Raw genomic sequence first — 13,647 nt, forward strand, 5'->3', positions numbered from 1 at the left:
CCCTCGGACGCGACAGGTCGTACCGTCACTGCCGCCGGACGTATCGTCACGTGATTCGGGTGGTGGATCACGGCCGGGTGATACGTCGCCATGAACTGTCCGATGTGGAGTGGGAGTTCGGCAAGCAACGTGACCTGGACGGCGGGAGGAGCGGCGGCTCGGCTCTGCATTCAAGGGGTCCGGGCCCCGGGACCCACGACGAGTGCAATCCGTCCTTCCCGCCATCGATTGGAGTCACAACCATCGAGCCACTCTCGATTTCAGGGTTCATCGACCTGGGCCAGGACGAGGCTTCTCCGGCTCCAACTGCTGCCCATTGGATCAACGGCCGCAAACGACATATCACCGTGGACACGCTCGGCCTGCCCGTGATGATCACGGTGACGCCCGCCGACATCCAGGACCGCGACGCCGCCCGCGATGTCTTCTGGCGCCTGCGCCTCACTCAGCCGCAGATCACCCAGATCTGGGCCGACCGCGGCTACGCCGGCGACCTCGTGGACTGGGCCCGCGACCGCTTCTGTCTCACTCTGCGCATCGTCTCCCGGGCCAAGGGCACCAAGGGCTTCGTCGTCCTGCCCCGGCGGATGACCAGGCGTCTCACCCGTAAAGCCCCCGCACCGACAGTTGGACAAAGAAGCCCACCCGCTGACCTGGCCGTGCTGGTGTGTTTGGAAGCCGAGCAGCACCTGTGGGAGCCTGCTGCCACTCCTTTGAAAGGGATGACTCTGATGCTCGGCATGGTTGTCTGGGACGTCCGCTCTCGCGCTTCGACGCGAGAGCGGTAACGGCCACCTGCCTCAACGCACACGCCTGTCCGATGGACATGCGTGGGTTCAGCCTGCTCCCTGTCGAAGTGCTCTTCGTGCCCCTGCACGTTCGACCACGAGGAGTACGTGGTGCCCACCATCCACTGGACCACAGGCAACACTCGACAGTCCGCCCGCTGGCATTCCGAGAACCCCGCCCCCCTTCCACGGCGGACCGTCGTCGCCGACGACCGGATGAAGGCCGACGACGCCTATCGCCAGGCGTGTGAGGGAACGGCCCTGCTCTGGCAAGGCGACTTCCACAACGCCCGGCAACTGCTGCAGGCGATGGGCCGCCGCCTCGACCGCAAGACGCCCAGTTCCAGTACTTCCCTGAGCGAGTCCTTCCACCTGCACCGACGCAACAGCAGTCACCGCGCCCGTGTCCTCGGAAGGCTCCTGGTACTGCTGGACGACGACTACACCCTGGCGCTGCGCCGGGCTCCCGACGTCCGCCAGGCATGTCTGGAAGCCTACGGCCCCCCAAAGGGACCCATGTCGGTCTCTCTCCGGGAACTGCTGGGAGTGATCGGCGCTCACCAGTGGCGCCTGAAAGGGGTCGACGTGCCGGCGCTCGGCACTCGCATCCACCCCCACTACGGCGTGTTTGCCCCGGTCAGAGGTGAGTACGTCGACCTCGTCGCCCATGCGCCTCTGCCACCGGCGGCCCTGCACAGGCCCGCCACCAGTACGGCGTTCGATCTCGGCACGGGAACCGGTGTCCTTGCTGCGGTCCTGGCCCGCCGCGGAATCAACCGCGTCGTGGCCACCGACATCAGTCCACGCGCCCTGGCCTGCGCCAGGGAGAACGCCCACCGGCTCGCCCTGACCGACCGTATCGAGGTGTCGGGTCCCGGCCTGTTCCCTAAAGGCCGCGCCGACCTCATCGTGTGCAACCCTCCCTGGCTCCCCGCCCGTCCGACCAGCCCCATCGAGCAAGGCGTCTACGACCCGGACAGCACCATGCTCCACGGCTTCCTCACTGGACTGTCGGCCCACCTCCGGCCAGGTGGCGAGGGCTGGCTCATCCTGTCCGACCTGGCAGAGCACCTCGGCCTCCGGACACGTCAGCAACTGCTCGACGCCATCCGGGCAGCACGCCTCCGCGTCGTGGACAAGATCGACACCAAGCCCCGGCACCCACGCTCCAAGGACGACACCGACCCCCTCCACACAGCACGAAGCGCCGAGACCACGTCCCTCTGGCGTCTGACGGCATGACCGGCGCTCCGATCACGCAACGGCATCTCGCCTCCCAGTTCACCAGGTGAGCACATCCCGTGGGTGGCCTCGCCGCGCCCACGGGATGACCCGATTCCGCGCCAAGCCTGAGGAACAAAAACACCTACTGGTGCTCCTGCGGCAACCACCTCAGTGACGTCAAACTCGCAACTTGTGAACAAGGCCACCAGTGACCTGCCGTGGCCGGGTTCGCGAGTGGCAGTCCGTGCGGCCGTGGTCGGGCCAGTGGCCAAGGGCTTGCCGGCGTCCGGCTACGGGTGCCGGGGGGCGTCAAGCGCGTCACCGACGCGATGGAGGCCGACCCCGCCCACCCCTTCACCACGAACGAGCCCGCCCGCCTGTCCGGGGTGCCCTTGCGCTCCCTGCAGAACGCCTTCCGCGCCCATCACGGCGTGCCGATGACGCCCCACCTGCGTAACCTGCGCCTCGCGGCGCCCACCAGGACCTTCTGGCGGAGCAGCTCCCGGGTGTCACCGTGGCCGACATCGCCATGCGCTGGGGCTTCTTCCACCAGAGCTGCTTCGCCGCCTACTACCGGCAGCGCTGCGGCACCCTGCCCTCTCACGACCGAGGCCCCTGACCTCTCCGGCACCGGGGAGGCGCTTTCCGGAACCCGGCCGCGTATTGGCTCGGGCGAGGGCTGTGGGAGCGAGGCGGATGGTGTGCGGCTGAGGGAGGGACCGGATCCGGATGGCCCTGGATTCGACCGCGCTGCGCCGACGTCTGCCGGTCGGGCCGCCTGACCCGCGCGCCGCCGACAGCCGGTCGTGAGGTCCGGCTGCCGCGCCTGGAGCACTCGCTCAGGGCACTGGGCAGGCCGGGGAGGCGGGGCAGGCCCTCTCCCGCAGCGGTGGCCGCGGGGGAGGGCCGGCCGGTGTCCGCGTCCTGCCGGCGCAGCGCGGCGCAGACGTGGGGGGACCGCAGGCCGCCCCACTCCGGCACGCCCCCGCGCCTGCTCCAGTCCGCGGCGGAACTGACGGGCCGATGCCCGGCGCCGCCGTGCGGCTGCGCGAAGCGCTGATAGACGCCGGCGAGGTGGACGCCGTCAGGACCGTCCGGACAACGGCCGGGCCTCCGTCCGGCGTCCTCGCGGCTCTGGGGTGTCGCGGCCGATCCCGTCCCGCCGGCCTCGTGCCGCGCGCACCGGCCACCACATTCCCCGGCCCAGCAGTGCCGCGGCCGCCGGGACCAGCAGGAGTGACACGACGAAGGCGGACAGGAGGATGCCCAGGGCCGTGGCGAAGCCCAGCTGACGAGTGGCGGGATCCGCGTTCACCGCGAGGCTGCCGAAGGAGGCCGCGAGGACCACACCGGCCGTGGCGACGGCCGGCGCCGTGTGCCGTACCGCGCGGGCCACGGCGGCGCGGACGGGGCCCCCGTGGGCCATCTCCTCACGCAGACGGTCGCTGATCAGGATGTTGTAGTCGGTGCCCAACGCCACCACGAACAGGAACAGCACCAGCGGCAGGACGAAGGTCACGCCCGCCTCGCCGCCGATGTGCTGGAAGACCAGCGCGGAGGCGCCGAACGTCGCCGCGAAGCACAGTCCGACCGCGAGCATCAGCACCACGGGCGCCGCCAGGCTGCGCAACAGCACCACCAGGATCAGCGCGATCAGTGCCGCCGCCACCGGGAACACCGTCCGCAGGTCCCGGTCGACCGCCGTCGCCACATCGGCGAACACGGCGGCCGTGCCGCCCACGTGCGTGGTGAGTCCGGCGGGCGTCGCTTCCCGTACGGCCTGGCGCACCGGGCCCGCCACGAGATCCCGCGCGCGCTGCGACTGGGCGTCCACCGTCAAGTAGGCGTCCAGCCGGGCGGCGGTGCGGTCGGCGTCGAACACGGGGGCGGCCACCTTGCCCACTCCGGCCACCTCCGACAGCGCCCGGTGCACGACGCCCAGCTCTGCGGGGTCCAGGACCCGGCCGTCGTCGGCGGTGACGTACACCGTCGTCGGGTCGGACACTCCCGGCGGCAGAGCACCGGCGATTTCCCGCGCCGTCGCGGCGGCCGCCGTGTCGCGCGGGGTGCCGCCGGTGCCGAAGTCCATGCGGACGCCCGCCACACCCACCGCCAGCGCGCCGAGGAGGGCCACCGACGCCACGAGCACCAGCACCGGGCGGCGCGCCACCAACTCGCCGGTACGGCCCGCCGCGCCGGGCCGCGCGGCCTTCTCCGAGAGGATCCGCGACGGCCAGAACATCTTCCGCCCGGTCACCGCCAGCAGCGCCGGCATCAGGGTCAGACTCGCCACCAGCATCACCAGCACCGACACCGCCACCGACGGGCCGAGCACCCGGAACTGACCGAACGTCGCCACACCGAGCGTCGCGAAGGCCGCCACGATCGTCAGTGCCGCCGAGGTCACCGCCGTGCCCACCCGCCCGGCCACGTCCGCGGCCACCAGACGGTGATGCTCCTGCGGGCGCCGTCGCAGCTCCTCGCGGAAGCGGAACAACAGGAAGAGGAAGTAGTCGACGCCGATGCCGATCAGCACGGTGCCGATCATGCTCGGGGTGCCCGGGTCCAGTTCGAAACCGGTCAGGAGGGCAGCACCCACGACCGTGCCGACGGCGGCGCCCCCCACCACGGTCACCGCGAACAGCGGGACGAACGCGGCCAGGACGCTGCGGAACACGAGCACGTTGATCAGAACGATCAGCCCGACCACCAGCAGACCGACCACCGTCTGCGTGGTCTCCTCCGCGTCGGCGCGGTCCACCACGTCCGCCAGGCCGCCGGTGAACCCCGTGCGCAGCCCGGCCTCGCCGAACTCCTGCTGTGCGCGGTCGTGGAAGACCCGGTACAGGGAGTGCATGCTGGGGTCGGTGGAGTTGCCCCGCAGCCGCGCGTCGAGCAGCGCGAACGATTTGTCCGGGGCGGTCGTCATGAGTGCCACGCGGGGAACCTGGGAGTAGTCCTCGGAGAGCCCCCGTATCTGCTCGTCCGTCCACGGCATCTGCAGGCGCGTGGCGCTCAGTTCACGCGCCACGTCCTGTACGCGTTGCTCGTCCGCGTCCCGCAGCGGCTTGCCGTCGCGCCGCGCCACCAGCACCGTCACCGCATTGGCGTCCGGTTGGGCGCCGAACTCCTCCCGGGCGATCCGCAGCGCCGCGGCCGCGTCGTACTGCGGTGGCAGGAAGCCGGCGCTGTCGGTGTGCGTCACGCGGAAGACGAGCGCCTGACCCATGATCGTCACGAAGATGCCGACCACTGCCCACACGACGATGACCCGCCAAGGTCTGCGGGTCGAGAATCCGGTCAGGGAACGGATCACGGAAAGCCTCCGGGAAGGGTACGGGAGTACAGGTGCCACGGGACCGCGGACGTCCCAGGCGGCGCCTCTGCCGGGTCGTCCCGGCACTCGTCCAGCACATCAGCCACGCGCGGCCCGGAACTCGGAGCCAAGAACGAGAAACCCTCTGGGAGCACGGCCCCGAACCGTCGCGCCGCTGGGAGCCTGCTCCCGGTCCCTCTTGCTCCCGGTGGAGGCCACGGGCCCGGCGCACCGCAACCATGGGACACTCGGCGGAAGAACCGCAGGTCATCGGGCCGCTCCGACGGCCGCGGAGAAGCATGGACGCGCACAGGGGGCGGAGATGGGACCAAGCGTGAACGAAGGGTGCGCCGTCCGGGCACCGGGCGGGGCCGACGCGCCCGGTGCCGGGTTGCCGGGCCGTGCGAGCGGGACGCGTCCCGATAGGGCCGCGACGGCAAGCCGAACCGGAGGGCCGGGACTGTGGACCCAGCACGACGGACTCGTCGCCGCCGGCGCCGCAGCCATCGATCTCGTGGGCTTCACCGTCACCAGCCAGATGGACCAGGGCCATGTCCCGGTGGCCGGGTGCCTGGTCACGGTCGTCGCCTCGCTGTTCCTGCTGGCACGCCGCCGCGCGCCTGTGACAGTCCTCGCGTGCGTCCTCGCGGCGAACCTGGCGGTCAGCTGGTTCAGTTCCGTGGGCCAGCACTACGGGGCGGCCACGATCGTCGCCCTCTACACTGCCGTTCGTCACCACAGAGCCGCGGCCGGCGCGGCGGCCGTCGCCGGCTGCGTCGCGGTGCTCCAGTTCGTCCACCCCGGAAGACCCGCGCCGTCCCTGATCGAGCTCGCCCCCAACGCCGCGTCCGCGCTGTTCGTGGCCGGCGCCGCCGTCGCCGTCGGCCGCTGGCAGCGCAACGCCGAGGCCCAGCGGCGGCTGCTCGCCGAGCGGGCCGTCTCCGACGAACGGCGCCGTATCGCCCGGGAGCTGCACGACGTCGTCGCCCACCACCTGACCACGATGCAGCTGCTCGCCGGAGGCGCCCGGGCCAACCTGGACCGGTCCCCGGATGCCGCCCGCGAGGCACTCGTCGCCCTGGAGGGCTCTGGCCGCTCCGCCCTGCGCGAGATGCGTCACCTGCTCGACGTGCTGCGGGCCGGCGACGAGGGCGAGGAGGGGGACGAGGGCGGGACGATCGCACCGCAGCCCGGCATCGGCGACCTGGACCGCCTCGTCGAGGACAGCCGCCGCGCCGGCCTGCCCACCACGCTCACCACCGAGGGCGACCCCCACTCGCTCCCGCCCGGTGTCGCGCTCACCGTCTTCCGCATCGTCCAAGAAGCTCTCACCAACGCCCGCAAGCACGCGGGCGACGGCGCGCACGTCGACGTACGACTCACCTGCGCGGCCCGCGAGGTGCGGGTCGCCGTCACCGACGACGGCCCGCGTCCCGGCCGCTCCGTCGCACGCGGAACGGGCCACGGGCTCGTGGGGATGCGGGAGCGCGTCGCCCTCCACGGCGGCACCCTGCGGGCCGGACCGGAGGGCGGCGGGTTCGCCGTCCGGGCCAGCCTTCCCCTGCCCGCCGACCGCCAGGAGGCGTACACGTGAGCGCGATCGTGAAGGTGCTCATCGCCGACGACCAGCCCCTCGTCCGACGCGGCCTCGCCCTGATGCTGGCCCCCGAACCCGGTTTCCAGGTCGTGGCCGAGGCCGGGGACGGCGCCGAGGCGGTCCGCCTCGCCCACGCATACCGACCCAACGTGGTCATCATGGACATCCGCATGCCGGTCCTGGACGGTATCGCCGCCACCGAACGGTTGACCACCGAACTGCCTGGCTGCCGGGTCCTGGCCCTGAGCACCTTCGACATGGACGAGTACGTCGTGGACGCCCTCAGAGCGGGGGCGTGCGGCTTCCTGCCCAAGGACATCTCGCCCGAGGACCTCGTCGCCGCCCTGCACGTGGTCCACGAAGGCGAGGCGATCCTCGCCCCACGGCTCCTGACCCGCCTGATCTCCACGCACGTCAAGGCCCCTGCCCACCGGTCGCGGCACCCGGTTCCCCCCGGCACCGAGGGACTCACCCCGCGTGAGCGGGAGGTGTGGCGGCTGATCGCCGGCGGTCTGGACAACACGGAGATAGCCGACCGGCTCGGGGTGAGCGCCTCCACCGTGAAGAACCACATCACCGGCCTCTTCGCCAAGCTGCGGGTCCGTGACCGGGCCCAAGCGGTCATCGCCGCGTACGAGACCGGCCTGGTCACGGCGCGGCGGGAGGCGTAGACCTGGGCCGGGGCAGCCGGGCCCGGATGCCTCAAGGGAGGACCCGAGCCCGGCGTGTGACCTGCGGCGGTCAGTGCCGCGCGCCTGGAGCGCGAGGTGAGGAAGCGGTGGCAGCGGCAGGTAAGGGCCCGGGCCCGGCAGCGAGCGCGACGACCGGCGGCATCGTCATCGGCACCCGGGCCAGGATCGGCTACACCGCGCCCGTCGGTACGACGGACGACGCCCGCCTCCGGCACCTGACCGTCGCGCTGCCCCCGCAGTACGCCGCCCGCCTCTTCGAGGCCCAGCAGGCCGGCGCCCCCGACCGGAAACTGCAGCAGATCGCCGCCGAAGGACTCAAAGAGGTCTACTTCCAGGACAGCGGCCGCCGCGCCGGCTCCCTGGAAGAGGTCCGCTTCACCGGCATCGAGCACGTCGAGTCCGACCTGTAGCAGCAGCGCCTCCAACTGCGGGCGGTCCCTGGCCAGTTGATCCGGAGCGCTCGCGGCTCCTGCCGGCGGCGGGCGGGTCCCTGCTCACCCGCCTGGGAGCGCGGCACTGGCGCATGTACTGCTGATCCGGTGCGGCGAGCGGCGCACGGCGAGAACCGCCAGGTCGTCCTGCTGCGCGCCCTCGGTGAAGGCGTGGACATCGTCGACGAGTGAGTAAGGGAGCCGGCCCGCAGTGATGTCGACGCGGCCGGCAAGTCGTGCCTCAAGCGGATAGAAGGTGCCCGCGGGGGAGCGGGCCTCGGTGAGACCGTCGGTGCACAGCAGCAGCGTCGCCCCGGCGGGGAAAGGGAACCAGGACACCGTGCGCGGCTCGTCGACGAGGTCCGCCAGGCCGAGCGGCGCATGCTCCGTCCCGGCGCCCACGGCTGTGACGGCCCCGTCGTTCAGCAGGTAGGGCGGGATGTGGCCGCACGTGACGAGCTGGGCCTCGGTGCCGGTGTCCACCCCCAGGACGACGGCGGTGACGAATCGTTCCGGCTCACCACGCTGTTCGGCGTAGCCGTTGTGGCGGACCACCGCCGCCTCGAGCGAGTCCACGAGCGCGGTCACCGTTGGTTCGCGGTGAGCGGCCTCACGGAAGGCACCGACTACGTCGATGGCCATGCCGATGGCGGAGAGTCCCTTGCCCTGGACGTCGCCGATCAGTACCCGGGTGCCCCAGGGAGTGGCCGCCACGTCGTAGATGTCGCCCCCGACGAGTTTGTCCTGCTGTACCGGCTCGTACACGCCGTCCACGAGTACGTCATCGGTGAGCAGCGGCAGCGGACGCAGGATCTGCCGCTGCATCGCGGCAGCGGTCGACCGCAGACGTACCAGCTCCCCCTCGCGCGTGATGCGCAGCCAGGATCCGTAGACGGCCAGCGCGCCGAAGGCGAGGGCGAACAGGGCCAGGATCACCCGGTCGGCGAGCCGCTCTCCCGACAGAGCCACGGGCACGATGACGAGGACGCTCACCCAGGTGGAGACCAGCGCCGTCTGGCGCGGGGTGCACAGCGCGGCGGCGAACGCGGGCAGAAACACCAGCAGCCCCAGCAGGAGCACGGCGGTCCCGGTCACCGTGCCCAGGACGAGCGTCACCACCGTCGCCGCGATCGTCACCAGTACGACAGCACGCGTGGGGGGCGTGCGGATCGAGGTGCTGTCGTCCCGGCCCGCACGGCCCTCCGCGTGGACCAGCGCCGCACGCAAGGAACCGAACATGCGGGCATCCTCCAGTGGCGGTGAGATCGGACGGTGCGAATGCCGCATGCCGCGACAGACGGGCGTCCTCGATCATCCGATCTGCTTGAAATGCCGGAGGGAGGCTGGCCGTACCCGCGCCGAAGTGCGTCCGCCCGGGTGATTTTGGACGTCTACTGCCACGTGAGGTCTTCTGCGCGCCACTCCGTCGTGACAGAAGCGTGTTGCCGGCCGGATGGCCATCCCTTGCGGGAGACCGTCCTGCGAGCCGCAGAGGCCGCAGGCGCCGGGGGAGCGGCGACCGGCGCGCCCCCGCCTGGCGACACCGCGCCCGCCGGCCCGACACGCGCACCTGTTTGGCGGGTACGACGAGGACTCCGACACCAGTCAGCGTGCAGAGCTGCTGGCCGGAGACCCTGCAGCAGGTCAGCGGCCGCAAAGCCGACGACTGGCGGCCGGCCAACACCATCGAGTCCTTCGAGACCGTGCGCCGACGCCTGTGTGAAGAGCCCGACTGGGTTCGGGCCCGGCTGCCGCGGACCTACTGCCCGTACGTCTCGGCCGACTCGATCCAACCGGCGTCCTCCACGTACTTCCAGTCGACCGGGTGACAAGCCCGACGGGTTCGCGGATTCTCGGGGTGGAATCGCGGGGAACCGGAGTGGGACGTGGCGCCCGCTGGCGGAGTAGCCGACGGGTTGGGGTGTGACCGAGGTACGCGCCAAAGGGGCAACGAGATGATCTTGAAGCCCTGAGGGCCCGGCCCCGCATTTCATAGGGACACACACGCGCGCTGTTCTGCCAGCGGCAGAACACCGGCCGGGCCGGGCCCGACGATCACTACAGTCCAGTCTCATGACGGCGATTACGACGCGTACGGTCGAGTACCCGGCGGACGGTCTGACGATGATCGGGCACCTCGCGCTCCCGGCCGGTATCGACCGCCGGCCCGCGGTGTTGCTCGGACCAGAGGGCATGGGGCTCAGCGACGTCGAACGCCGCCGGGCCGATGCTCTCGCCGAACTGGGATATACAGCGCTGGCCTTCGACCTCCACGGCGGGCGCTATTTGGGCGACCCCGAGGAGATGCTGGCCCGTTGCCTGCCACTGCTCGCTGATCCCGACCGGATGCGGGGCATCGGCCATGCGGCGCTCGACGTGTTGCGCACCGAACCGCGGACCGACCCCGACCGGATCGCCGCCGTCGGCTACGGCACCGGGGGCGCCGTCGGGCTGGAACTCGGGCGCGACGGCGCCAACCTGCGCGCGATCGGGACAGTCAACGCACTGACCACGGGCCGACCGGGCGAGGCAGCGCGCATTCGCTGCCCGGTGTGGGCCGGGGTCGGGTCGGAAGACCCGATCATGCCGCCCGCGCAACGGAACGCGTTCACCGCCGAGATGCAGGCCGCGGGCGTCGACTGGCGCCTCTCGGTCTACGGCGGCGCCTTACACGCCTTCCACCACCCGCCGGTCGACCACCCCACGGTCCCCGGCGTCGGCTACCACCCACAGCACGCGCAGCGAGCCTGGCGCGACGTCGTCGACCTGCTCGCCGAGTGCCTGCCCGTGACGGAGGATCTGGGGCATGACCCAGGCAAACAGCCTGGCGCCAGGCCTGGTCCGCGTCGTGCACTGACGGTCCCCTCCCCTCAAGTCCGCACAGCGGAACCACATTCGAGCGGATGCTCGATCACGGAGAAGCGTTCGCAACTGCCGAAGTAAATACCGGATTACTGTCACTGTCCGATGCCGGAATCGGCGACAGAGCAGACAACAGGGCAACTTGCAACTAGAGTCCGTAAGGCACGGTCAGCGGAGCTGGCCGCGACGGGAATGGGTCCGACGTCCCTTTCGGGCGCGCGTGTGACACCAAGTTGACACCGCGTCAATCGCGACAATTTCAGACATGGCCTGTGCGTCGGCAGGGCCTCAGTTGATCACTCGTCTTCAGGGTGGTCGACCTGAGACACCTGCCACTCTGCATGCAGTTCTGCGCTCAGCTCGGCCGCCCTCCACTCGGAGGAGAGGCCCACGCATGGATGCGCAGATCGTCCTGGGGATTCTGGCAACGGCTGGCGCCGTGTCCATCTTCATGTTCGCCTTGAAGGGCCTGCTTGACCAGGTCCCCGATGTGATCCGGTCATGGCGCCGCATCATGGTTGAAGCCCGGCGCCCCCACTCGGACCACGCGCCCGAGCGAGAGGACCACCGCCCGCCTTCCGCAGGCGTCGATGGCTCGTGATGACAGGCCAGGCAGGGCCCACTCGCCTGGGATTCGGATGGTGGGCCCTGGAATGCCGTGACGGTGCCCCTGCAGGGCGAGGTCGGCCCGCAGCTGCCGTGCGCAGGCCGACGAGCCCAGGCCGCCGATCTGCTGAGATGCTCCACGATCTCGGATACGGACTCGACCGACCATCGAGCAGGTCATCGAGGACCTGAGCGCGTCGTGGCAATGCTGACGCTCGACACCCCAGCCGTGCGTACGCTGGCCATCGTGACAGCCCGCACATGAGCTGGCCGGCGACGATGACCAACTGCCCGGCAGGCAGCTTGCCTGCCCTGCCGCACGTGCGAGCCACCGGGAGAAGCGGTCCGGATATCTGACACAGGCCAGGGGTACCCGCCTCGCAGCACGGCACATGGCCGAGTCCGGTACGCGGCGACAGCAACGGAGGACCAGATGAAGGCCCGCCAATCAGCAACCCCTCCGACGCCCGCGCCGGGTCCTGCGGATGAGCAGTCCGCCGAAGTTCTCTCCGGCCGCTACCGGTTGGGCGCGCGAATCGGGTCCGGAGGCATGGCCGACGTCTACGAGGGCGTCGACACGCGCCTTCGGCGGCCCGTGGCCGTCAAGGTCTTCCGGCCGGGCCCCGACCCCCAGACCGAGGACCGTCTCACCGCGGAGGCTGTCCTTCTGGCCCGCCTGCAGCACCCGGGACTGGTCACCGTCTACGACGCCGGCCGCGACGACGACCGCACTTATCTGGTCATGCAACTGATCGAAGGCCCCACGCTGCGCAGCCTTTTGGCGTGTGGAGCGCTGCCTGAGCGGCGTGTGGTACATATGGGCGCCGCCCTCGCGCGGGCGCTGGCCCATGTCCACCGGGCCGGCGTCGTGCACCGGGACGTCAAACCGTCGAACGTCCTCCTCGATGCGGCCGACGATCCTCACCTGGCTGATTTCGGCATCGCACGCCTGGTCAATGCCACCCGCCATACGGCACCGGACGTGCTGATAGGCACCGCCGCCTACCTGGCACCGGAGCAGGTCGAGGGCAGGTGGATCGGGCCGGCCGCCGACGTCTACGCCCTCGGCCTGGTCCTGCTGGAGTGCCTGAAAGGCGAACTGGAGTACCAGGGCACCCCGTTGGAATCCTCAGTCGCCCGCCTCCACCGCCCACCCGAAGTCCCCACCTGGCTCCCCTCGGACCTCGCGACCCTGCTGCGGGCCATGACCGCCCAGGACCCCGAGGCCCGCCCGGACGCCGAACAGTGCGCGCAAGTCCTCGCCTCCCAGCACGCCGGACCCGACCCGTACCCCCTGCCGCTCTCGGCACCCACCGAGGCGCGCCTTCCGACGCCGCCGGCCGCTCACTCCGACGCGCAGGAGCACATACGGACTCAGCAGACGGCGGCCACCCGGCGCAACCTCGCCGACGACACCCGCCACAGCCGGCGCCTGGCAGCGGGCTCGGCCCTGGCCCTCTTGGCCCTGGGTACGACCCTCGCCGTCACATCGGGCACCAGCGGAAGCGACGACCGGGCAGCACCGACGCCCGCCGTAACGCACCCACCCTCCGGCACGGCGACGGCCAAGAGCGGGCCCGGTGCCCTCCCAGCACCACGATCGCACGGCGCTCAGCCCCCCTCTGGGACAGTGGGCACGTCCCACCCCGCGGCTGCGCCAACCGGATCTCATGCCCCGCCCGTCTCCGGAAAACTCGACGCTTCTCTTCCGGCGGCTGCCCCCAGCTCGAGCCGCAGCGCCTCTACATCGCCCGAGAGCTCGAGGCCGCCGGGATCGGCGTCACTGCCGCCACGATCCACGCCGACTGCAGCCGGGGCCACTGGCCCCAGCCGGACGACACCATCGGCGGCGCCAACCACTGGCACGGCGCCACCGTCACCAAGTCCCTCGAGTGGCGGCGCGGCTACCGGCGCACCGCCCAGCCCAAGCCCGACCCGTTAGATGCCGAGGGCCGAGCCCCACCGCGCCGTTACATGCTCGACCTCGTCGGGGGTGAGCCAGGAGACGGCTGTCGACTCGCTTGATGTGCGTTCGGTGCCGCCGGAGGGCTTGCAGCGCAAGGCCATACCTTGCCGCCCACACCGTGGAACCGGTGGGGCTCCGCCGTGCCGGACTGCGGAGGGCTGCCTG

Annotated in this window: 10 protein-coding genes and 3 pseudogenes; 10 read left to right on the plus strand and 3 right to left on the minus strand. The window is 71.2% G+C overall.

All coding sequences use genetic code 11. The features are described from left to right. Positions 1 to 59: 59 nt before the first annotated feature. The 3 genes from IE260_RS25955 (at position 60) to IE260_RS25965 (ending at position 2,631) form a co-directional block, all read left to right on the plus strand. A complete protein-coding gene (locus IE260_RS25955; protein WP_189875915.1) occupies positions 60 to 788 on the plus strand; it encodes a transposase in 729 nt (242 codons plus the stop codon). A gap of 111 nt (positions 789 to 899) precedes the next feature. Next, entirely contained in the window at positions 900 to 2,030 is a 1,131-nt protein-coding gene (locus tag IE260_RS25960) for a methyltransferase (protein WP_189875917.1), read from the plus strand. 469 nt (positions 2,031 to 2,499) lie between these two features. Next, positions 2,500 to 2,631: a helix-turn-helix transcriptional regulator gene (locus IE260_RS25965; RefSeq protein ID WP_189875979.1), complete on the plus strand. Its 132-nt coding sequence runs from the start codon at positions 2,500 to 2,502 to the stop codon at positions 2,629 to 2,631. Positions 2,632 to 3,096: 465 nt separating this feature from the next. On the opposite strand, the gene IE260_RS25970 is transcribed toward IE260_RS25965, so the two are convergent. Further along, positions 3,097 to 5,328 carry an MMPL family transporter gene (locus IE260_RS25970; RefSeq protein WP_189875919.1) on the minus strand — a complete coding sequence of 744 codons (2,232 nt, stop codon included), beginning with the start codon at positions 5,326 to 5,328 and terminating at the stop codon, positions 3,097 to 3,099. Between the two features lie 514 nt (positions 5,329 to 5,842). Here IE260_RS25970 and IE260_RS25975 point away from each other — a divergent pair. The 3 genes and pseudogenes from IE260_RS25975 to tpg form a co-directional block, all read left to right on the plus strand. Further along, entirely contained in the window at positions 5,843 to 6,922 is a 1,080-nt protein-coding gene (locus IE260_RS25975; RefSeq protein WP_229881262.1) for a sensor histidine kinase, read from the plus strand. After that, the gene (locus tag IE260_RS25980) at positions 6,919 to 7,596 is read left to right on the plus strand and encodes a response regulator (RefSeq protein ID WP_189875922.1); all 678 of its coding nucleotides are present in this window, start codon (positions 6,919 to 6,921) and stop codon (positions 7,594 to 7,596) included. The genes IE260_RS25975 and IE260_RS25980 overlap by 4 nt, the downstream gene beginning before the upstream one ends. Before the next feature lie 75 nt (positions 7,597 to 7,671). Beyond that, positions 7,672 to 8,027, plus strand: a pseudogene (tpg, locus tag IE260_RS25985) (telomere-protecting terminal protein Tpg); the annotation flags it as partial. 84 nt (positions 8,028 to 8,111) lie between these two features. Here the strand turns inward: tpg and IE260_RS25990 are convergent. Further along, the gene (locus IE260_RS25990; RefSeq protein ID WP_189875923.1) at positions 8,112 to 9,287 is read right to left on the minus strand and encodes a PP2C family protein-serine/threonine phosphatase; all 1,176 of its coding nucleotides are present in this window, start codon (positions 9,285 to 9,287) and stop codon (positions 8,112 to 8,114) included. A 371-nt stretch (positions 9,288 to 9,658) separates the two neighbouring features. On the opposite strand from IE260_RS25990, the gene IE260_RS25995 reads away from it, so the two are divergent. The 4 genes and pseudogenes from IE260_RS25995 (at position 9,659) to IE260_RS41920 (ending at position 13,458) form a co-directional block, all read left to right on the plus strand. Further along, on the plus strand, positions 9,659 to 9,877 hold the full coding sequence (locus IE260_RS25995; protein WP_189875924.1) for a hypothetical protein: 219 nt from the start codon (positions 9,659 to 9,661) through the stop codon (positions 9,875 to 9,877). Between the two features lie 244 nt (positions 9,878 to 10,121). Further along, positions 10,122 to 10,853: pseudogene (locus IE260_RS26000) on the plus strand (dienelactone hydrolase family protein); the annotation flags it as partial. Between the two features lie 451 nt (positions 10,854 to 11,304). Beyond that, a complete protein-coding gene (locus IE260_RS26005) occupies positions 11,305 to 11,511 on the plus strand; it encodes a hypothetical protein (protein WP_189875925.1) in 207 nt (68 codons plus the stop codon). Between the two features lie 555 nt (positions 11,512 to 12,066). Continuing rightward, positions 12,067 to 13,458 (plus strand): serine/threonine-protein kinase, encoded by a 1,392-nt coding sequence (locus IE260_RS41920; protein ID WP_229881264.1) that lies wholly within the window; start codon positions 12,067 to 12,069, stop codon positions 13,456 to 13,458. A gap of 38 nt (positions 13,459 to 13,496) precedes the next feature. Here IE260_RS41920 and IE260_RS41925 read toward each other — a convergent pair. Further along, a pseudogene (locus IE260_RS41925) lies at positions 13,497 to 13,577 on the minus strand (NUDIX hydrolase); the annotation flags it as partial. Between the last annotated feature and the right edge of the window lie 70 nt (positions 13,578 to 13,647).

The sequence above is a fragment of the Streptomyces viridiviolaceus genome (assembly GCF_014650995.1).
GTDB lineage: Bacteria > Actinomycetota > Actinomycetes > Streptomycetales > Streptomycetaceae > Streptomyces > Streptomyces viridiviolaceus.